Source organism: Streptomyces sp. NPDC096339 (genome assembly GCF_044762985.1).
Classification (GTDB): Bacteria; Actinomycetota; Actinomycetes; order Streptomycetales; family Streptomycetaceae; genus Streptomyces.
Genome location: NZ_JBIWFI010000001.1, coordinates 160,046 through 180,566, shown reverse-complemented (window position 1 = coordinate 180,566; position 20,521 = coordinate 160,046). Strand labels below are relative to the sequence as shown.

At 73.3% G+C, this 20,521-nt stretch carries 13 protein-coding genes and 1 pseudogene; 10 read left to right on the top strand and 4 right to left on the bottom strand.

The window, feature by feature from the left end:
- The 4 genes from ACIQ5Y_RS00820 to ACIQ5Y_RS00805 are packed head-to-tail and all read left to right on the top strand — an operon-like array spanning window position 1 to window position 2,780.
- The gene (locus ACIQ5Y_RS00820) at window positions 1–405 is read left to right on the top strand and encodes a roadblock/LC7 domain-containing protein (RefSeq protein WP_403873449.1); all 405 of its coding nucleotides are present in this window, start codon (window positions 1–3) and stop codon (window positions 403–405) included.
- A complete protein-coding gene (locus ACIQ5Y_RS00815; protein ID WP_403873446.1) occupies window positions 402–761 on the top strand; it encodes a DUF742 domain-containing protein in 360 nt (119 codons plus the stop codon). Before ACIQ5Y_RS00820 ends, ACIQ5Y_RS00815 begins: the two co-directional genes overlap by 4 nt.
- The gene (locus ACIQ5Y_RS00810; RefSeq protein ID WP_403873443.1) at window positions 742–1,362 is read left to right on the top strand and encodes a GTP-binding protein; all 621 of its coding nucleotides are present in this window, start codon (window positions 742–744) and stop codon (window positions 1,360–1,362) included. Before ACIQ5Y_RS00815 ends, ACIQ5Y_RS00810 begins: the two co-directional genes overlap by 20 nt.
- Window positions 1,359–2,780, top strand: a complete 1,422-nt coding sequence (locus ACIQ5Y_RS00805) for a cytochrome P450 (protein ID WP_403873440.1) — start codon at window positions 1,359–1,361, stop codon at window positions 2,778–2,780. Before ACIQ5Y_RS00810 ends, ACIQ5Y_RS00805 begins: the two co-directional genes overlap by 4 nt.
- A 60-nt stretch (window positions 2,781–2,840) precedes the next feature.
- Here ACIQ5Y_RS00805 and ACIQ5Y_RS00800 read toward each other — a convergent pair whose 3' ends face one another.
- The 3 genes from ACIQ5Y_RS00800 to ACIQ5Y_RS00790 form a co-directional block, all read right to left on the bottom strand.
- Complete coding sequence (locus tag ACIQ5Y_RS00800) at window positions 2,841–3,938, bottom strand: hypothetical protein (protein WP_403873437.1); 1,098 nt, start codon at window positions 3,936–3,938, stop codon at window positions 2,841–2,843.
- Window positions 3,935–4,852: an SAM-dependent methyltransferase gene (locus ACIQ5Y_RS00795; protein WP_403873434.1), complete on the bottom strand. Its 918-nt coding sequence runs from the start codon at window positions 4,850–4,852 to the stop codon at window positions 3,935–3,937. The genes ACIQ5Y_RS00800 and ACIQ5Y_RS00795 overlap by 4 nt, the downstream gene beginning before the upstream one ends.
- 356 nt (window positions 4,853–5,208) lie before the next feature.
- The gene (locus ACIQ5Y_RS00790) at window positions 5,209–5,898 is read right to left on the bottom strand and encodes a hypothetical protein (RefSeq protein ID WP_403873431.1); all 690 of its coding nucleotides are present in this window, start codon (window positions 5,896–5,898) and stop codon (window positions 5,209–5,211) included.
- Window positions 5,899–6,077: 179 nt separating this feature from the next.
- Between ACIQ5Y_RS00790 and ACIQ5Y_RS00785 the strand changes: the two genes are divergently transcribed.
- A complete protein-coding gene (locus ACIQ5Y_RS00785; protein ID WP_403873428.1) occupies window positions 6,078–7,067 on the top strand; it encodes an alpha/beta hydrolase in 990 nt (329 codons plus the stop codon).
- 10 nt (window positions 7,068–7,077) lie between these two features.
- Window positions 7,078–7,776, top strand: a complete 699-nt coding sequence (locus ACIQ5Y_RS00780) for a helix-turn-helix transcriptional regulator (RefSeq protein ID WP_403873425.1) — start codon at window positions 7,078–7,080, stop codon at window positions 7,774–7,776.
- A gap of 58 nt (window positions 7,777–7,834) precedes the next feature.
- Here the strand turns inward: ACIQ5Y_RS00780 and ACIQ5Y_RS00775 are convergent.
- Window positions 7,835–7,945 (bottom strand): annotated as a pseudogene (locus ACIQ5Y_RS00775) (alpha/beta hydrolase); the annotation flags it as partial.
- A gap of 197 nt (window positions 7,946–8,142) precedes the next feature.
- Between ACIQ5Y_RS00775 and ACIQ5Y_RS00770 the strand changes: the two are divergent.
- The 4 genes from ACIQ5Y_RS00770 to ACIQ5Y_RS00755 all read left to right on the top strand — a co-directional run bounded on the left by ACIQ5Y_RS00770 (window position 8,143) and on the right by ACIQ5Y_RS00755 (window position 20,440).
- On the top strand, window positions 8,143–15,468 hold the full coding sequence (locus tag ACIQ5Y_RS00770) for an amino acid adenylation domain-containing protein (RefSeq protein WP_403873422.1): 7,326 nt from the start codon (window positions 8,143–8,145) through the stop codon (window positions 15,466–15,468).
- A 187-nt stretch (window positions 15,469–15,655) separates the two neighbouring features.
- A complete protein-coding gene (locus tag ACIQ5Y_RS00765; RefSeq protein WP_403873419.1) occupies window positions 15,656–17,224 on the top strand; it encodes an argininosuccinate lyase in 1,569 nt (522 codons plus the stop codon).
- Window positions 17,190–18,170, top strand: coding sequence for a kinase (locus tag ACIQ5Y_RS00760; protein ID WP_403873416.1), 981 nt, complete (start codon window positions 17,190–17,192; stop codon window positions 18,168–18,170). The genes ACIQ5Y_RS00765 and ACIQ5Y_RS00760 overlap by 35 nt, the downstream gene beginning before the upstream one ends.
- Window positions 18,171–18,172: 2 nt before the next feature.
- On the top strand, window positions 18,173–20,440 hold the full coding sequence (locus ACIQ5Y_RS00755; RefSeq protein ID WP_403873413.1) for a pyridoxal-phosphate dependent enzyme: 2,268 nt from the start codon (window positions 18,173–18,175) through the stop codon (window positions 20,438–20,440).
- Window positions 20,441–20,521: the final 81 nt, after the last annotated feature.

Genomic DNA, 20,521 nt, shown 5'->3' with positions numbered 1-20,521 from the left:
ATGACTCAGCGAAGCAGCATGGACTGGATGCTCAAGGACCTGGCCGCCGGCGTGCCGCAGACGCGGCACGTGATCGTACTGTCCGCGGACGGGCTCTGTGTGGCGCAGTACGGGGCCGAGACGGACACGGCCGACCGCCTTGCGGCCGCCTGCGCGGGCCTGCAGAGCCTCGCGGGAGCGGTCGCCGCCGAACTGCCCGACTCCGGGGGCAGAATGCGGCTGGTCGTGATCGAGATGGACGGCGGGTTCTTCTACCTGATGGCCGCCGGAGACGGCTCCTACCTCGCGGTCCTCGCCGACGAGGGTGTTGACGCGGGCTTGATGGGCGCGCAGATGCGCAACCTGGTGTCCCGAATGGGGGACCACCTCAGCAGCCCGCCTCGGCATGACGGGCAGCCCGCGTGAATGAGCCGCCCGCAAGCTGGGAGGAGAGCAGTCCCGAACGGCTGTACGTCATCACCGGCGGACGCAGTGGGCCTTCCACCTCCGTCCGGCTGGACCTGGTGACCTTAGTGGTGGCCAAGGGGCCTCCCCGGCCCGAGATGCAACCCGAGCAGGCCTCCATCCTGCGGATGTGCCAGTCACCGCTGTCGGTGGCCGAGATCGCCGCGTACGTGGGCCTGCCCGTCAGTGTCGTCACCGTGCTGGTGGGAGACCTGGTGGCCGCCCAACGCGTGCACGTCCGCCCGCCCGTTCCCGCCGCGCAGCTACCCGACCTTGCTCTGATCGAGGCAGTGATCGATGGACTTCAGAAGCTCTGACCCGCCCGCCGGGCCGCGCGAGGCGGACATACTGCCGCAGACGGCCGCCGCGGCCGTGAAGGTCGTCATCGTGGGCGGTTTCGGCGTGGGCAAGACCACGATGGTCGGTGCGGTCAGCGAGATCAAGCCGCTGACCACCGAGGAGACGATGACCAGGGCCGGCGTCGGCGTCGACGACACCTGGGGCGTCGCCCGCAAGATCACCACCACCGTGGCCATGGACTTCGGCCGCATCAGCATCAACGACGAACTCGTGCTGTACCTGTTCGGGACACCCGGCCAGGAGCGCTTCTGGTTCCTGTGGCGCGGGCTGTTCGAAGGCGCGCTCGGCGCCGTCGTACTCCTCGACACCCGCCGGCTGGAGATCAGCTTCGACGTCATCGGACGGCTGGAGGAGCGTGGCGTCCCCTTCGTCGTGGCCGTCAACTCCTTCCCCGGGGCGCCCGAGCATCCGCTGGAGGAGCTGCGCGAGGCCCTCGACCTGCCGCCCGCCGTCCCGATCCTCGTCTGCGACGCCAGAAGGCGGGACTCGTCCCGCGACGTACTGCTGACCCTCATGCGCTACCTCCACTCCCAGGCAGCCACCCAGGAGGCAATGTGAGCACCACCCCCACCCCACCGCCCGAGTGCCCCGCCCACGCCGCGGCGAGCGCCGCCGGCCTGCACCGCCTGCACGGAGCGGAAGCCCAGGCGGACCCCCTCGCCCTGTACGAGAAGCTGAGGACCGAACACGGCCCGGTGGCCCCGGTCCTGGTGAGCGGCGACCTCCCGGCCTGGCTGGTCCTCGGCCACCGGGAGAACCTGGACGTCGCCCGCACGTCGTCACGCTTCGCGCGCGACCCCCGCGGCTGGCGCGACCTGAGAGAGGGCCGGGTGCCGGCCGACACCCCGCTCGGCCCCATGGTCTCCTGGGTGCCGGTGTGCAACTTCACCGACGGTCCCGTCCACGAACGGCTCCGCGGGGCCGTGGTGGAGTCCCTGGAACGCTTCGACAAGCGCGGCATCCGCCGCTACGTGACGCGCTTCGCCAACCAGCTCGTGGACCAGATCGCGGCCGAGGGGTACGCCGACCTGGTGTCCGCCTTCTCCGACCAGCTCCCCATGCTGGTCATGACGCAGCTCATCGGGGCACCCGACGAACACGGGCCGCTCCTGGTCAACGCGGCGCGCGACATGCTCCAGGGGACGGAGACGGCCCTCCAGAGCGATCGCTACGTCACCACCACGCTGCAGAACCTCGTCGTGGAGCGCAAAGCCAAGCCGGCCCGCGACCTCGCCTCCTGGCTGATCGAGCACCCGGCGGACCTCAACGACACCGAAGTGCTCATGCACCTGCGCGTCGTGCTGATCGCGGCCTACGAGACGACCGCCAACCTGATCGCCAACACGCTGCGCACCGTACTGACCGACCCGCGGTTCCGGGCGAGCCTCTCCGGCGGCCACATGACCCTGCCGGACGCCCTGGAGCAGGTCCTCTGGGACGACCCGCCGATCAACACGATCATCGGTCGCTGGGCCACCGGCGACACCGTGCTCGGCGGTCAGCAGGTGAAGGCCGGGGACATGATCCTGCTCGGCCTGGCCGCGGGCAACGCCGATCCGCAGATCCGTCCCGATCCGGCCGCGTCCGTCCACGGCAACCGCTCCCACCTGGCCTTCAGCAGCGGCCCGCACGAGTGCCCGGGTCAGGACATCGGGCGCGCCATCGCGGACACCGGTATCGAGGTCCTGCTGGACCGACTGCCCGACCTTCAGCTTGCGGTCGACGCGAGCGAACTCCAGTGGCGGGGCACCCTGATGTCACGTCACCTTCTGTCCCTGCCGGTCCGGTTCGCCCCGCGCACGCCGGCCACCCCGGCCCCGCAGTTCCCGGTGGAGCGGCCGGCCGGGCACCCCGTCCACCCGGTGATCCCGCCGCAGCCGACGGCGCCGCCCGCGGTCGCAGTCGCCCGCGCCCGCGGTCGCGGTCGCGGGCGCCGTGGTGTCAGCTGGTGGCGCCGGCTGTTCGGCCGCCGCTGAGCCCGACCCGCGTACCGAGGGCCCCGTCCGCACCGGCCGGGGCCCTCTCTGTTCCACCGCTCAGTCGCGGAGGTGCCGCCACCAGCCCGCCAGGGCCGGCAGGTCCGGCGGCTCGGTCCCGGTGGAGCTCGGGCCGTCGGCGAACCTGACCGTGAACGCGGCTTCCACGAGCGGCAGTTCGTAGCGGTTGCGCGGGCTGGCATACCGGGGTGCGCGGGTCTGCCACGCGATGGAGCCGGCAATGTAGTGGCCCAACGCCGCGAGATGACGGCGCAGTTCGTGGTCCGCGTCGTGCTCCAGGCGCGCCCGTAGCAGGAGGAAGAGGGCCATCACCCGATCACGCAGCGCCACGGCGAGCGGTACCGCCTCGGCCGGTGAGCAGCCCTCCTGGTGGGCGTAGACGTTGACGAGGTTCACCTCGCGCGGTTCCAGGTGGTCGTCCTTGTCGTAGGAGAAGAGGTCGTTGTCCGCGCTGACGACGAAGCCGGCCGCGTCCGTCAGTGCCGTCAGGGCGGGGGAGCAGAGGACATCCGCCGGCAGCCGGTCCCGGCGGGCGACGTCCGACCAGGTCAATGAGAACCGTGTGCCGTTCGCGAGCGGCCCCATCGCGACGAAGTCGTTCAGCCCCGGCATCGACCCCTCCTCCGCCCGGGCGGCGCGCCAGGCCGCCCCGAGCAGCCAGTCCCGTGTCCCCTCGACGAATCTGCGCAGCTCGTAAGGGGCGAGCAGGGCGTGGGTACGGCCGACCAGGTCCAGCAGCGCCCGGGTCATGGGCCCCTCGGGCAGCAGAGACGCACCGGGGTCCTCGATGGTGCGCAGCAGTCGCGCCCCGTGCTCGACGACGGCCGCCGTCCCCACCTCGTCGGAACCGGAATCCTGCCAGTCGTCGACGGCGTTGGCCCAGTAGTTCCACTCGGTGAACAGCAGGACCGCTTCCGTGTCCCCGTCGGGGATGACGCGGCAGGAGAAGTCGGCGCTGTGGGTGGCGAGCCCCCATGAGCGCTCGACCGGATCCGGGTACAGGCCGAAGGCGTCGAGCCACTCGACCGCCCGGGCCTCCACTTCCTTCGCGTCGGGATGGACGAGGTCGCGCGCCAGGGGGCAGTAGAAGGGCGGCAGGCCCGCGCCGAGGCGCGAGGGCCGGGGCGGCGCGGTCATCGGCCACCGCCGATCCGGAAGCGCAGCAGCCGCGTCTCCACCGCGTGGTCGCGCCACAGCCGGAAGAACTTGCTGTGCGCGATCGTCGATTGTTCGAGCCGGTCGGCGGTCCAGGCTCCGGGCTCGGCGCCCGGGTCCGCCCTGAGCCGGTCGAGTTCGGCGGTGTTCCAGGCCATGGACTGCACCCAGAACTCCGCCACCGAGTCCGTCACGTCCTCGTCCTGTACCAGTTCGAAGCCGGCCGCCTCGGCCGCGGCCAGGTACTCGGCGCGCCGGCCGAGCCGCGTCCTGTAGTAGCCGTCCATGAAATCCCGCCACTCGGACGCGCCCACGAAGTGCTCCTGGATCCCGAACCAGCCACCGGGTACGAGGGCCTTGGCGACGACCTCGAACAGCCGTGCCCGGTCGGTGTATCCGCTGCTCTCGTTGGCGTAGACGGCGTCGTACGCGCGGGTCTCGTCCAGGTCGTGGACGTCCGCCAGTACCGGCTCCACGCGCTCCGCGACCCCGGTGCGACGGGCGAAGCGCCGCACGATCGGGAGGTGTTCCGGTGCGACGGTGAGGCTGGTGACCGACGCCCCGTGCTCCTGCGCCCAGTAGAGCGAGGTGCCGCCCAGGCCGCAGCCGATGTCGAGCAGCCGCCGGGGAGGCGCCTCGTACGCGCCCCAGGACCGTGCCGCGTGGTCGACTATCCGCTCCTGCGCGTCGAACAGGCCCCGCTTCAGAGTGCTCTGGGCGACGGTGGTGTCCGGTGGGCCGTCCGGATACAGCCCCACGTGGAAATGGACACGTGGGCCCGGACCGTACTTGTGCAGGATCTCCTGTGTCTTGCGGCTGTAGTAGAGCCGCACCGCGTCGTCCGCAGCCGAGCCGCGACCGCCGCCTAAGGGCCATACGAGGGGTATGACGCGCATGGGGTGTCCGCCCTTTCGTGGGGTAGGGCCGCCCCCCGGAGACACGCCGGTGCCGCTCTCGTTGCGTCCCGAAGGGCACACTGTTGAAGTACGGACCATCGTGGCACTTCGGACGCACCACGTCAGCCCGCTGGAGCAGCACGGTACCGTCAAGATCAGTGGGTTGTGGGCTGGTTGACGGCTTGCCGGCATGAGGGCACGGCCTGGCGGTATGCGGGGAAGAGGCAGGGGAGAGGACGGCCGCGCGCTGCTGGGGTCGGGCGCCATGAGCCGGCTTCCCGATGACTTCGTCCACCCCGTCCTGCTACCGCTGCCGGGCGGTGGACGAGTTGGTGGGCAGGATGGATTCCCAGGCGTCAGCAGGGGTGGTTCGACGGGGCTGGGGTGACGGAAGCGGGGGCCGTCAGCGCCGCGAGTTCGAGGGATCTCAGCATCGCTTTCCGGTCAGCCGGTACGTACCCTTCTGCGGTGGCTGCCGCGTCCAGTACTTCCTGGATCTCGGCGGGCGTGAGGCTGCGCGCCTCGGCCGCGGCCAGCAGGTGGTCCGCCCGTTCCCGGGGCAGGCCGTGTTCCGAGGCGATCAGGTCGTGGAGCGCTTCCTCGCGCACTGCGAAACGGCTCATTCCGCAGTCCAGGCCGTCGTCGTCCAGCTCGTCGGGGTACGGCGCGCGGGCCCAGGCGCCGTGCTCGTACCAGTACACGCAGCCCAGCTCCCAGCCCTCCAACAGTTCCCGCAGACGCTCGTACGGCAGCCAGTCCGGCGCCTGCGCCAGCATGTCGATCGCGGGTTCGTGCCATTTCACGGCACTGGACTCGTCCTCGCCGTACAACAGGTAGCGGCCCTGTCCCAGCTGCTGGAACGTCCACCACGTGCAGCCGCGGTCGTCGAGGTGCAGACCCTGGCCGTCGATCCACGTGCCACCACGACGGACGCCCCGGGCTTCCGCCTCCGCCGTGGCCTCCAGTACGGCGGCCAGGGCCCAGCGCGCCCACAACACATCGGCCGCCGGCAGGTCTTCCGGCCTGCCGGGCCTGTCGATCGCCATTTCGTCCCCCGGTCCGGACAGTCCTCGTACGGCGTCCCGCGTGATCGCCGAACCAGGATCGTAGAACAGCACCGGACCTGCCCGCCCCGGGGCGAGGATCGTCCACGGTTGAGAATGTGACGCGGGCCACTCCAAAAGGGTGACACGGGGCTGTCACCCGACGTTGCGAATCTCTACGCATGACGACGACAACGACGCCCACGGCCACGACCACCGCCACGCCCCTGCCGCTCACCGACCAGGACTGCCTCGCGGAGACCCTCGCCTTCAACGCCCGCTTCGAGGCCGCCGCCGCGAGCCGCCCCGCCCGCGGGAGGGTCCTGGACGCCGGCCTCCTCGCACGGATCCGACGCAACCGGCTCGCCGGGGACACGCCGCCCGTGCGGCTGCCGCAGGGACGCGACCGGGTCGTCGCCGGCGGCGTGCCGGTGCGGGTCTTCGTACCGGACGGCGGGCCCGTCGCGGGGGTGTACCTGCACATCCACGGCGGCGGCTGGTCGTTCGGCTCTGCCGACGGACAGGACGAGCGGCTGTGGGGGATCGCCGAAGGGCCCCGGCTGGCCGTCGTGAGCGTGGACTACCGGCTCGCGCCCGAGCACCCCTTCCCCGCCGGACCCGACGACTGCGAGGCCGTCGCCCGCTGGCTCATCGAGAACGCCGCCGCCGAGTTCGGGACCGGCCGACTGCTGATCGGCGGTGAGTCCGCCGGAGCACACCTCGGCGTCCTGACCCTGCTGCGCCTGCGCGACCGCCACGGCCTCGGCGGGGCCTTCCAGGGGGCCCATCTCCTCTTCGGCCCGTACGACCTGTCCATGACCCCGAGCCAACGCTCGTTCGGCATGCGCCCGCTGCTCAGCAACACCGAGTCGTTGCTCGGCAGTTACGAATCCTTCGCGCCCGGGACCGGCCCGGAGGAGCGCCGTGATCCGCAGCTCTCGCCGCTGTACGCAGACCTGACCGGGATGCCGCCCGCGAGGATCGTCGTCGGCACCGAGGACCCCCTGCTGGACGACTCCCTCTTCCTCGCCCAGCGCTGGCAGGCGGCGGGCGCGCCCGTCCAGCTCGGGGTCGTCGCGGGCGCGATGCACGGGTTCACCCTCTTCCCCCTCACCGTCACCGAGCGGACGCACGCGCGCGAGCGGGAGTTCCTCGCCGCCTCGAGCCGGTAGCGTCGGGCCCATGGACCGGACGACCAGGCTCTACGCCCTCGTGGAGGAACTGCGCGCGTCGGCGCCGCGGCCGCGCACGGTCGCGGCGCTCGCCGCACGGTTCGAAGTCAGTACGCGGACGGTGCAGCGCGACCTCCAGGCGCTGATGGAATCCGGCGTCCCCGTACGCACCACCCTCGGGCGGGGCGGCGGGTGGACGGTCGACCCGGCCATGACCCTGCCCCCGGTCCACTTCACCACCGAGGAGGCCGCCGCCCTGGCCGCTGCCCTCGCCGCCGCCGGAACCCCCTACGCGGGCGCGGCCCGTACGGCGTACCAGAAGCTGATCGTTTCGATGACCGGCCCCGCCGCGGCGGCGGCCGAGGGGCTGGCCGCCCGTATCGTCACCCTGCCGTCCCGGACGGAGTCGGCGGTCCGTACGGCGGTGGAGGAAGCCCTGAGCAACGGAACCGTGCTCCGGCTCTCGTACGTGGACTCGGCCGGCCGCGCGAGCGACCGGTCCGTGGAACCGGCCGGCCTGCTCACCGCCGAGGGCCGTTGGTACCTCATCGGTTGGTGCCGGACGCGGCGGGCCGGCCGGGGTTTCCGCCTGGACCGGATCACGGAAGCGACCTCGACGGGCGAGGCGGCCCAGCCACACGACCTGGCCGGACTGCTGCGCGGTTCGGCGGCCGCCGACGCGGTCCGGTCGGCGGCGCCGGCCTGGTGACCTGAGTCAGAGATTCACGGCTGGGTGAACCAGTCTCCGGACCCGTCCGTGAGTCCTCGGGCTGGGAGGTTCGCCCGAAGTCGTGCCGGTCGTAGGTGATGACGCGGTGGCCGACGTCGAGCAGGGCGGGGAGCTGCTTCTCCCGGGAACGTCCCTCCAGCAGTGTCCCGTCCCGAGGTCCCCGAACGGCGTCGGAACACGGCCCTCAGCCCGTACCCACGCAGGTCGTCCACGGCTCATGTCACGTGAACAGGGGACCGGAAACAGGCGACTTCACCCGAATCGATGCTGTTCCTAGGCTGGACGGGCAAGCAAGCGGAGCATGCGTCGCGGGCCGGTCACCGGTGCGGCGCCGAGGGAGTTGTCTTGGCCAGTCACGATCCGATCGAACGCCCTGCGGAGCCGTCGTTCAGCGCGTTCCGCGCGTCCGGAGCGCAGCAGCGGATGTACTTCCTCCAGCAGCTGGAGGAGGGCAGGCCGACCTACCACATGCCCGTCTTCTACGGCCTCGACGGCCCGGTGGACGAAGCCGCGCTCCGCGCCTGCGCCCAGGGTCTGGTCGAGCGGCACGAGGCGCTGCGCACCCGCTTCGTCCTGCGGGACGGCGAGCTGTGGCAGCACATCGACACCGAGGCCGCGCTCGTCTGGTCCTCCACCGCGGCGCGCGGAGCCGGGGACGTCGAGGAGTGGATGGCCGCCGAACACCACCGGCCCTTCGACCTGGAGTCCGGACCGCTCTTCCGGGCGGCCCTGCTGCACACCCCCGAGGGCGCGGTCCTCGCGCTCGCCATGCACCACATCGTCGCCGACGGCTGGTCCGTCGGGATCCTCGCCCGCGAGCTCCTCGCCGCGTACGCCCAGTACGGCGACGGGCCCGGCGGCCCCGGGGGCACCGACCGGCGGCGCTCGGCCGGGATCGTGGCCCAGGAGGCCCCCGAGTACCAGTACGCCGACTTCTCCGACTGGCAGGAGCAATGGCTCCGCGGCGCCGCCGCCCAGCGCCAACTCGCCTACTGGGAGAAGCAGCTGGACGGCGAACTGCCCGACGCGCCCCTGCCCCGCGACGGCCGGCCCGCCGCGGGAGCGGCCCGCGGCGCGGCGGCGCTGCACTCCTTCGACGTGCCGGCCCCGGTGCTCGCCCGGATGGAGCGTCTGTGCCGTGACACCCGCAGCACCCCGTACACGCTGATGCTGGCGGCCTTCCAGATCGTGCTGGGCCGCTACACGGGCACCGACGACGTACTCGTCGGAACGCCGGTGGCGGGTCGGGGCCGCAAGGAGTTCCAGGACACCGTCGGCCTGTTCGTCAACACGCTGGTGATCCGCGCCGACCTGTCCGACGATCCCGCCTTCCGGGTCCACCTGGAGCGCGTACGGGACACCGTGCTCGACGCCCAGGACCACCAGGACCTGCCCTTCGAACGCGTCGTCGACCGGATCGCCGCCGGACGCACCGGCGAGGAGGCCGCCTCCTTCCAGGTCATGTTCGGCCTGCACGACGAGGACGGCATGACCGACGGCCTGCCAGGCCCGAAGGCCACGCTGCTCGAAGGACCGGCCGGAACCGCCAAGTTCGACCTGACCTTCGACGTCGTACGGACCGGTGGCGCGCTGAGCTGCCGGCTGGAGTACCGGGCGGACCTGTTCGAAGCCGCCACCGTCCGACAGTTCGGCCGGCACTTCGCCCGCCTCCTGGACGCCGCCACCGAGAACCCCGAACTGCCGGTCGGCGCATTGCCGATGCTGTCCGCCGACGAGCGGACCGGCATCGGCTCGCCGGTCCCGGACCGCGCCGCCCTCCCGCACGCCCCGGGCGAGCGGACTTGCGTCCACGAGATCTTCGCCGGACACGCCGCCCGCACTCCCGACGCGGTCGCCCTCGTCCACGAGGGCACCTCCCTCACCTACCGCGAGCTCGACACCCGCGCCAACCGGCTCGCGCACCGGCTGCGCGCCCTCGGAGTGGGCCCCGACACCCTCGTCGGACTGTGCCTGCCCCGCTCCGCCGACCTCGTCGTCGCTCTGCTCGGCATCCTCAAGGCCGGCGGCGCCTACCTGCCCCTCGACCCCGACAACCCGCCCGAGCGGCTGCGCCACATCGTCCAGGACGCCCGCCTGGAGCACGTCGTCGGCACCACCGACACCCGCGCCCTGTGGGACGCCCCCGGCCTGCACACCGTCGACCTGCTCGCCGACGCCCCCCTCCTGGCCGCCGAACCGGACACCGCCCCCGACACCGGCGTGACCCCGGACCACCTGGCCTACGTCATCTACACCTCCGGGTCCACCGGCCTCCCCAAGGGCACCCTGGTGCCCCACGCCAACGTCACCCGGCTGTTCTCCGCCACCGACCACTGGTTCGGCTTCGGCCCCGACGACGTGTGGACCCTCTTCCACTCCATCGCCTTCGACTTCTCCGTCTGGGAGCTGTGGGGAGCCCTCGCCCACGGCGGCCGCCTCGTCGTGGTCCCGTACGGGACCAGCCGCTCGCCCGAGGAGTTCCACCGGCTGCTGCGCGCCGAGCGGGTCACCGTCCTCAACCAGACCCCCTCCGCCTTCTACCAGTTGGCCCGGGCCGACGAGGAACACCACCGCACGGCCGGACCGGCCGACCCCGGGCTCGGCCTGCGCCACGTCGTCTTCGGCGGGGAAGCACTCGACGTCGGCGCCCTCGCCGGGTGGTTCGCGCGGCACGGCGACACCGCACCCCGCGTGGTCAACATGTACGGCATCACCGAGACGACCGTGCACGTCACCTACCGGCCGCTGACCGCCCGCGACGCCGAGGAGGGCCGCGGCAGCGTCATCGGCGTGCCCATCCCCGATCTGCGCCTGCACCTGCTCGACGCGCGCGGCCGGACCGTCCCGCGCGGCGCCGTCGGGGAGCTGTACGTCGCCGGAGCGGGCCTGGCCCGCGGCTACCTGCGCCGGCCCGAACTCACCGCCGAGCGCTTCCCCACGGCACTGGCCGACGGTGTCGCCGACGCACCCGCCGGGCTCTTGGACGGTGAGCGGCTCTACCGCACCGGAGACCTGGCGCGGGCCCTGCCCGACGGGGACCTGGAGTACCTCGGCCGCATCGACCACCAGGTCAAACTGCGCGGTTTCCGGATCGAACTCGGCGAGGTCGAGGCCGCCCTGGCCGCCCACCCCCTCGTCGACGCCGCGGTCGCACTCGTCGCACCGGATCCCGCGGGGAACGACGTCCTGGTCGGCTACCTGGCCGTGACCGGGGCCGACGACGGGGCGGGCCCCACCGTCGAGGAGATGCGCGAGCACCTCGCGCGGCGGCTGCCCGGCTACATGATCCCCGGCGCGTTCGTCACCCTGCCCGCCTTCCCGCTGACCGCCAACGGCAAGACCGACCGGCGCCGGCTGCCCGCCCCCGGCTCGGCCGGTCGTACCCCCACCGCCGCCTACGAGGCACCCCGCGGGCCGGTCGAGACCGCGCTCACCGAGGTCTTCGCCCAGGTCCTCGGGCACGAACGGGTCGGCGCCCTGGACAACTGGTTCGCCCTCGGCGGGGACTCCATCCGCTCCCTCCAGGTGCTCGCCCGGGTCCGCGAACGAGGCCTCGACCTCACCGTCGCCGACCTCATGAGCTCCTCGACGGTCCGCGCCCTCGCCCCGCACGTCACCCCGCGGGACCGGGCCGCGGCCGCTGCCGAGACCCCGTACGAGCCGTTCGCGCTACTGACCCCCGCGGACCGCGCCGCCCTGCCCGACGGACTGGAGGACGCCTATCCGATGACCCGTCTCCAGGCCGGCATGCTCTACCACAGCGACCTGCCGTCGGCCGGCGGACGCGTCTACCACAACGTGGCCTCGTACCTGATCGAAGCGCCCTTCTCCGAGGACGCCTGGCGGGCCACCGTCGAGGTCCTCGCGGCCCGGCACGAGATGCTGCGGACCTCCTTCGACCCGCACGGATTCACCGAGCCCCTCCAACTCGTCCACCGCGGCGCCCGCCCGGAGCTCACCTTCGAGGACCTGCACGGCCTCGACGCCGAGGCGCAGCGCACCGCCGTCGCCGCCCGCTACGCGGCCGAGCGTGACCGGCCCTTCGACTGGGACCGGCCCCCGCTGATCCGGTTCCACGTCCAACGGCTCTCCGACACCCGGCTCCAGCTCTTCGTCGCCGAGCACCATGCGGTCCTCGACGGCTGGAGCGAACGTTCGCTCCTCACCGAACTCGCCTCCTGCTACACCGAGGCGCTCGCCGCCCGGACCCCCGCGGACGGCCCCTCCCCGCAGGCCGGCCCCCGCTCCCGGTTCGCCTCCTTCGTCGCGCTCGAACGGGCCGCGCTGGCCGACCCCGGGCAGCGGGCCTTCTGGACCGGCAAGGCCGCAGACGCCCCCGCGACCAAGCCGGCCCGCCCGGCGCCGACCGGCGGACCCGCCCGGATGTCCTGGTACCTCGCGCCCCTGCCCGAGGAACTGCACGCCCGACTCACCACCCTGGCCGCCGCGTGCGGCGTACCGCTGCGCACGGTCCTGCTCGCCGCCCACCTGCGGACCATGGCCCTGCTGGGCGGCGGCGACGCGGTCACCACCGGAGTGGTCCACAACGGCCGCGCCGAGGAGACCGACGGCGACAAGGTCGTCGGCGTCTTCCTGAACACCCTGCCGATGAGCGTCGCGGTCACCGGGCTCAGCTGGCGCGACCTCGTCGGGCACGTCGCCGCCCTGGAGGCGGAACTGCACGCGCACCGCCGGTTCCCGCTCGCCGAGATCCAGCGCCTGTCCGGGGGTGGCCCGCTCTTCGAGACCTTCTTCAACTACACCCACTTCCACGTGGAGCAGGACGGGCCGGCCGACGGCGCGTTCACCGTGCTGGAGGAGATCGGAGAGGCCGGCACCGACTTCGCCTTCGGCGCGGAGTTCTCCCGCAGCCCCGACGGCGCCCTGCTCGAACTCGGCCTGCGGTTCGACGCGGCCCAGTTCTCCGAGGAGCAGATGGCGAGCGCCCACGTCTCCTACACGGCCGCCCTGCGCGACCTCGCCGAGTCCCCGGACCGTGACTGCACGGCCGCCGACCTGCTGCCGGAGGTAGAACACCGCCGTTACGCCGAGTGGAACCGCACCGCCGTGGAGTATCCGCGGCCGCACGTCCTGACCCGGCTGATCGACGAGCAGCGGGACCTGACGCCCGACGCCCCCGCCGTCCGCTTCGAGGGCGCCGAGCTGACCTACCGCACCCTCGACACCGAGGCCGAGCGGCTGTGCGCGGCACTGCGGGAGCGGGGCGCCGGCCCCGGCACGTTCGTGGGCCTGCTGCTGGAACGCTCCCTGGCCCTGCCCGTCGTACTCCTCGCCGTCCTCAAGTCCGGCGCCGCCTACGTCCCGCTGGACCCGGAGCACCCGGCGCCGCGCGTACGGTCGTTGCTCGCCGAGTCCGGCATCGGCCTGGTGGTCGCCGAGGGGGAGTGGGCCGAGCGGCTGGAGGGCTGCGGGGTCACCGTCCTGCGGCCGGACGAGGCCGCGACGGGCGCCGGGGGTCCTGCCCGTGCGCCCGAGCCGTCCGACCCGGCGTACATGATCTTCACGTCGGGATCCACCGGCAAGCCCAAGGGGGTCGTGGTCTCGCACCGCGCCATCGCCAACCGGCTGCTGTGGATGCAGGACGAATACGGGCTGACCCCGGGGGAGCGGGTGCTGCACAAGACGCCGTACACCTTCGACGTCTCCGTGTGGGAGTTGTTCTGGCCGCTGCTGACCGGCGCCACCCTGGTCCTCGCCCGCCCCGGCGGCCAGCGCGACCCCGGCTACCTCGCCGGACTGATCCGGGCCGACGGCGTCAGCACGGTTCACTTCGTCCCGTCGATGCTCAGCGTGTTCCTCGACGACCCCGAGGCCGTGGCCGGCGCGGCCGGCCTCACCCGGGTGGTCTGCAGCGGCGAGGCCCTGCCGTACGAGGTGCAGCGCAGGTTCTTCGAGCGGCTGCCCGGCGTCGAGCTGCACAACCTCTACGGGCCCACCGAGGCGGCCGTCGACGTCACCTACTGGCAGTGCCGGCCGGACGGCGGCGACACCGTGCCCATCGGCCGGCCCATCGCCAACATGCGCACCCACGTCCTGGACCGCCGGCTGGCAGAGGTCCCCCTCGGCGTCACCGGTGAGCTCTTCCTCGAAGGCGTCGGTCTCGCCGACGGCTACCACGGACGACCCGAGCTGACGGCCGAACGGTTCATCGAACACACCGGTCCCGACGGCACCACCCGCCGCCTGTACCGGACCGGCGACCTGGCCCGGCACCGCCCCGACGGAGCCCTGGAGTACGCGGGCCGCACCGACCACCAGCTCAAGATCCGCGGATTCCGCGTCGAGCCCGGGGAGATCGAGGCCGTCCTCGCCGAACACCGCGGCGTGCGCGACTGCGCGGTCCTGCCCCGCGGCGAACGCCTCGTCGGCTACTTCGTCCCCGAGGCGGCCGGCCCGGACGCCGCACCCGCCCCAGACCCCGGCGCACTCGCCGCCCACGCCCGGGAGCGGCTCCCCGAGTACATGGTCCCCTCCGCCTGGGTGTGCCTCACGGCCCTCCCGCTGACCGCGAACGGCAAGCTGGACCGCGCCGCCCTGCCCGACCCGGACCCCGCCGACCTGCGCGGTGGTGTCGAGCCGACCCCGCCCCGCGACGGCCTCGAATCCCGCCTCGCCGGGATCTGGGAGCGGCTGCTGGCCGCCGGCCCGGTCGGCGTCCACGACGACTTCTTCGAGTCCGGCGGGCACTCCATCGACGCCCTGCGCCTGATCGGCCGGATCAACCAGGCCTTCGGCGAACGCCTCGGCGTCTCCGCCGTCCTGGAGCACCCGACCGTCGCCCGGCAGGCCGCGCTGCTGCGCGGCCGCCACGTCGCCGTGGCCCCGGACCCGGTGGTCCGCCTCCAGTCCGAGGGCACCCTCGATCCGCTCTTCCTCGTCCACCCCATCGGCGGGAACGTCTTCTGCTACCGCACCCTGGCCGCCGAACTGGGCACCGAACGTCCGGTGTTCGGCCTGACGGCGCCCGGGCTGACCGACCCCGCAGCAGCCCCCGACGCCACGGTCGAGGAGCTGGCCGCCGCCCACCTGGAGGCCTTGCGCCGGATCCGCCCCTCCGGCCCCTACCACCTGGCCGGCTGGTCCTTCGGCGGGCTCCTCGCCCACGAGATGGCGGTCCAACTGCGGGCCGCCGGGCAGGAGGTGGCGACCCTCGCGCTGCTGGACACCGGCTACGCGGAGCCCGGCCCCGTGCCCGAAGACGAGTGTGAACTCCTGGAGTGGTTCCACGAGGACCTGGCCCGCTCCGCCGGCTTCGACCCCGCCGACGAGGGCGTGTCCGCGCTGCGCAGCGCCCTGCGGAGCGTCGCCGACACGCCCGCCCGGCTCGCCGTCCTCGCCGAGCAGGTGGACCGCGAGGGCTTCGCCCCCGGCCTGGACCCACGAGACCTCGCCCGGCACTACGCGGTGTTCCGCACCGGGATCCGGGCCGCCGCCGCGTACCGGCCCCCGGCCGCGCCCTGCCCGGTCCTGTTCCTCCAGAGCACGACCGGGGCCAGGCAGCACGCCGCCGATCGATGGGCGAGCCGGGCCGAGGCCGGCTTCACCCGCCACGACGCTGCCACCGACCACTACGGGCTGATGCGGCCGCCGCACAGCACCGCGGCCGCCGCCCTGCTGTGCACCGCCCTCGCCGAGGCCGACCACCGCTGAAGAGGCGCCCCGGCCCGCCCGGGGCGCTCGTAAGAGGTGTCCTGCCGATCGGTCCGGGCTCGCCCTGACCGACAAGACACCCCTGGCCCTTCCACCCCGCCCCAGCCCTTCGCGCGTCGTGCGCCGACGAGGCGTGCCCCGGCATGCCCCGGCGCCCCGCACCAGAACAGGAAACGGAACACACCACGTGACGAGTGACACCCCGGGGCCCGCCCCCGAGCTGAGCGGCCGGATCCGCGGCGGCCCCGCCGAACTCCTCCACGACGAAGTCCTCGCCCCGCAGTTCGGGTTCGAGTCCCGCCACCTGCTGCGCCACTACGTCGCCATCGAGAAGACCCTGGCCGCCGAGTACGTCCGCATGGACCTGATCACCGCCGAGGAGGCCCACCGGATCGCCGGCCTGCTGGACGCCGTCGGGCCCGACACCCTCAGCGCGCAGCCCGGCGCCAACATGTCGGACATCGCCTTCGCCCTCGAACGGCACGTCGAGGCGCGCCTGCCCGCCCCGGTCACGCACTGGCACGCCGACCGCAGCCGCAACGACCTCCAGGCCTGCGCCCAGGTGATGTACGGCCGTGACCAGCTCGCCCGCTTCGCCGACGCGCTCCTCGAACTCGGTTCGGTCGTACACGAGTTGGCGCAGGAGAGCTGCGACCTGCCCATGCCGGGGTACACCCACTTCCAGGCCGCCCAGATCATCACCCCCGGCTTCCACCTCGCCGCACTCTCCGAACACCTGCTGCACACCCATGCCCGGCTGCTGAACGCGTACGACGGCATCGATGCCTGCCCGCTGGGCGCCGGCGCCATGGCCGGACAGGAACTGCCCTGGGATCGCGACCGGATGGCCCGGCTGCTCGGCTTCTCCCGGCCGCAGCCCCATGCCCTGACCGCCGTGGCCTCGCGGCGCTGGAGCGCCGAACTGACCGCGGAACTCAGCCTGCTGGGCACCGCGCTGAGCCGCTTCACCACCGACCTGCTCACCTGGGGAGGCAGCGAGTACGGGTTCATCGAACTGCCCGACGAGCTGTCCGGCATCTCCTCCGCCATGCCGCAGAAGAAGAACTACCCGGTCCTGGAGCGCATCCGCGGGCGCACCGCCCATCTGACGGCCTTCCACTTCGACGTGCTCCTGGGCCAGCGCAACACGCCCTTCTGCAACCTCGTCGAGGTGTCCAAGGAGGCAGGCACCCACCTGCTGAACGCCTTCGAATCGGCCCACGGCACCGTCCGCCTGCTCACCGAGGTGCTGCGCAGGCTGACCTTCCGCGCCGACCGCATGCGCCAGGTGTGCGAGCGCGAGTTCCTCGGCGGCTTCAGCCTCGCCAACGCCCTCTGCCTCACCGAAGACCTGCCCTGGCGCACCGCCCAGGTCGTCGCCGGGAAGTACGTCGTGCTCGCCGCGGCGGCGGGTGCCGCCCCCGCCCCGGGCGAACCCGCCCTGCTGGTCGAGGCGGCCGCCGGACACGGCATCACCCTCGCCGACCCCGCCCGGCTCCTCGCCGAGGCCTTCGACGTCGACCGGGGCCTGGAGCGCACGGTGTCCGCCGGGTCGGCCCGCCCCGACGCCGTCCGCGCGGTCCTGAGCAGCCAGCGGGAGACGTACGAGCAGCTGCGCGCCGACTGGCGGACGCGCGCCGCCGTGCTCCGCGCGGGCGCCGAGGAGGGCGACCGCGCCCTGTACGGAGCGCCTGACGACAAGATCCACGAGGAGGACGGCGATGGCACCCGCACCCGCGTACAGCACGCCCACTGACACCGTCGCGGGGGCGACCGCAGTCCCCGTCGGCCCCGGCGCCGGCAGCGCCTTCGGCACGTTCGGCGAACTGCTCCAGGGCGCCCTGCCCCACCCGCAGGGGGACTTCCTGGTCACCTTCCCCCTCGCCCGCTGGGCCACCGCCGTGTTCCACCCCGAGCCGGGCCGCCGCGAGGTCCGGGTGCGCCCGGCGCACAAGGCCAAGTCCCGTCGGGTCGCCGAGGCCGTCCTGGCCGCCCTCGGCACGGCGGACGGCGGCCTGCTGGAGGTCGCCGGGGACCTGCCCGAGGGCAAGGGCCTCGCCAGTTCCTCCGCGGACCTCGTCGCCACCGTACGGGCCGTGGGGGCCGCCCACGGGCGCGCCTTCACCCCGGCCGAGACGGAGGACTTCCTGCGCGGCATCGAACCGGCCGACGGGGTCATGTACGACGAGATCGTCGCCTTCCACCACCGGGAGGTGCGCCTGGGCCGCCGCCTCGGGGTGCTGCCGCCGCTCACCGTCGTCGCCCACGACGAGGGCGGCCAGGTCGACACCGTCGCGCACAACCGGGGCGCCCGGGCCATCGACGCCGCCGACCGGGAGGAGTACGCACGTCTGCTGGACCGGCTCACCGACGCCGTGGCCCACGGCGACCTCGCCGAGGTCGGCGCCGTCGCCACCCGCAGCGCCGAGATGAACGCCCACCGCCGCCGGCGCGCCGGATTCACGGAACTGCACGCCCTGTGCCGCGAGGTCGACGGGCTGGGCCTGGTCCTCGCCCACAGCGGCACCATGCTCGGCGTCCTCCTGGAGGCGAACGACCCCGCCCTCGCCGGCAAGACCGAGCACATCCGGGCCGGCTGCGCCGCTCTCGGCGGCGAGGTGTCCGTACACCGCTCCCTCGGCGCCGACGACAGCTGGAGCCCGCAGGCCCCGCCCGCCCACCCCACCGAGCCGGAGATCTGAGCATGCTGTTCGACACCGTGACGGACGCGATCGGCGGGACCCCGCTGGTCCGACTGCGTCTGGGCGAGGCCCGCGGCGTGGAGGTCTACGCCAAGCTGGAACTGCAGAACCTCTTCGCCATGAAGGACCGCGTCGCCCGCAACATCCTGCTGGAGGCCCGACGGCTGGGCACCCTGAAGCCGGGCGACCCCGTCATCGAGAGCTCCTCGGGGACCATGGCCCTCGGCGTCGCCCTCGTCGGCCGCTCGCTCGGCCACGAGGTGCACATCGTCACCGACCCGCGCATCGACCCCGTCACCCTCGCCAAGCTCCGCGCCCTGGGCTGCCGGGTGCACGTCGTCGAGGCCATGACCAGCCACGGCTGGCAGAGCGCCCGCCTGGAGCGGCTCGCGGAGCTGCAGGGCGAACTTCCCGGCGCCTTCTGGCCGCAGCAGTACACCAACCCCGACAACCCCGGCGCCTACCGCACCCTCGCCGGTGAACTGCTGGCGGACCTGGGCCGGTTCGACACCCTCGTCGGAGCCGTCGGCAGCGGCGGCTCCCTGTGCGGCACCGCCCGGGCGCTGCGCGAAAGCCTGCCCGCCCTGCACGTCGTCGGCGTCGACTGCGTGGGCAGCGCCCTCTTCGGCCAGCCCGACGTACCGCAACGGTTGCAGAGCGGGCTGGGCAACAGCCTGCTGCCCAAGAACCTGGACCGCACCCTCGTCGACGAGGTGCACTGGCTCAACGACCACGAGGCCTTCGCCGCGACCTGGGACCTCGCCCGCGAGCAGCAGATCTTCGGCGGCAACACCTCGGGCTCCGTCTACCGGGTCCTCACCGGCCTCGCCGACCGCGCCGAGCCCGGGACCCGGATCGTCGGCATCCTCCCCGACCGCGGCGACCGCTACGCCGACACCGTCTACGACGACGGGCACTGGGAGGCGAACCGGCTGCGCGAGGTGCCCACCGCCACCGCGCCGGCTGCCCTCGAAACCGGCGGGACCGCCCGCACCTGGTCCACCGTCGCCTACAGTCCGCCCGCCGGGATTCAACGGCACCTGCTGTTCGTGGAGTCCAACACCACCGGCACCGGCATGATGGCCCTGGACCGGGCGCGCGAACTGGGCACCGTACCCGTCCTGTTGACCGGCGACCCCGACCGCTACCGGGGACTCGCGGAGACCGGCGCGGAGGTGGTGCGCTGCGACACCAACTCCGACGCCGCCCTGCGCGCAGCCGTACAGGAGCGGTTCCGTCGCGAGGAGATCGCCGGGGTCACCACCACCAGCGACTTCTACGTACCGGCCGCCGCCCGGATCGCCCGGTGGCTCGGCCTGCCCGGCAACCCGCCCGACGCCGTGGCCGTCTGCCGCGACAAGTCCGCCCTGCGCGAGAGGCTGCGGGCCGCCGGCCTCCGCCAGCCCCGGTACGCCCTGGTGCGCGAGCCCGCCGGCGCGGCGCAGGCCGTCGCCCGCACCGGACTGCCCTGCGTGGTCAAGCCGGCCGACGACTCGGGCTCCACCAACGTCCTGCTCTGCGCCGACGAGGCCGAGGTCCGCGCCCAGATCGAGAAGATCCTCGCGATCGACACCAACGTGCGGGGCATGCCCACCGCCCGCACCGTCCTCGTCGAGGAGTACCTGGACGGGCCGGAGTACAGCGTCGAGATGTTCGGCGGGGACGGGCAGGCCGTCTGCGTGGGCATCACCGCCAAGTCCGTGACCGCCGGCCCGCACTTCGTCGAGCACCGCCACCTCTTCCCCGCCCCGCTGCCCGCCGCGACCGCCCAGCTGATCACCGACACGGTGACGGCGGCCCTGGACGCGGCCGGGATCCGCCTGGGAGCCACCCACACCGAGGTCAAACTGACCGCCGACGGCCCCGCCCTCGTCGAGATCAACCCGCGCCCGGCCGGCGGCATGATCCCCGAACTGATCCGGCTCGCCACCGGCGTCGACCTCCTCGACGCGCAACTGCGCGCCGCCCTCGGCCTGCCCCCGCACCTGAAGGCCGAGGAGGGGGGCCACGCCGGGATCCAGTTCCTCCTCGCCGACACCGAGGGCACCCTCACGGCCGTCCACGGCGCCGGGGCCGCGGCGGCCGTCGAGGGAGTCGAGTCGGTGCTGGTCACCGCCGCCCCCGGAACTCCCGTACGCACGCCCCGCAGCGCCTCCGACCGGCTCGGGCACGTGATCGCCCGCCACGCGGAGCCCGCAGGCGTGCACGCCGCCCTCGACGCGGCGCGCGCCCTGGTCCGCCTCGACATCGAGCCCGACCCCCGCTCCTGATCCTCCGCCGTACCTGTCCCTCCGCCGTACCCGTTCCGACGACGCGCCGTACGACCCGTACGGCCGCACCCGACCCGAAAG

Bases quoted from the DNA above. Each gene is read 5' to 3' on its own strand.
- ACIQ5Y_RS00820 (WP_403873449.1), top strand. From the start codon at position 1: ATGACTCAGCGAAGCAGCATGGACTGGATGCTCAAGGACCTGGCCGCC.
- ACIQ5Y_RS00810 (WP_403873443.1), top strand. From the start codon at position 742: ATGGACTTCAGAAGCTCTGACCCGCCCGCCGGGCCGCGCGAGGCGGAC.
- ACIQ5Y_RS00800 (WP_403873437.1), bottom strand. From the start codon at position 3,938: ATGACCGCGCCGCCCCGGCCCTCGCGCCTCGGCGCGGGCCTGCCGCCC.
- ACIQ5Y_RS00795 (WP_403873434.1), bottom strand. From the start codon at position 4,852: ATGCGCGTCATACCCCTCGTATGGCCCTTAGGCGGCGGTCGCGGCTCG.
- ACIQ5Y_RS00790 (WP_403873431.1), bottom strand. From the start codon at position 5,898: ATGGCGATCGACAGGCCCGGCAGGCCGGAAGACCTGCCGGCGGCCGAT.
- ACIQ5Y_RS00785 (WP_403873428.1), top strand. From the start codon at position 6,078: ATGACGACGACAACGACGCCCACGGCCACGACCACCGCCACGCCCCTG.
- ACIQ5Y_RS00780 (WP_403873425.1), top strand. From the start codon at position 7,078: ATGGACCGGACGACCAGGCTCTACGCCCTCGTGGAGGAACTGCGCGCG.
- ACIQ5Y_RS00760 (WP_403873416.1), top strand. From the start codon at position 17,190: ATGGCACCCGCACCCGCGTACAGCACGCCCACTGACACCGTCGCGGGG.
- ACIQ5Y_RS00755 (WP_403873413.1), top strand. From the start codon at position 18,173: ATGCTGTTCGACACCGTGACGGACGCGATCGGCGGGACCCCGCTGGTC.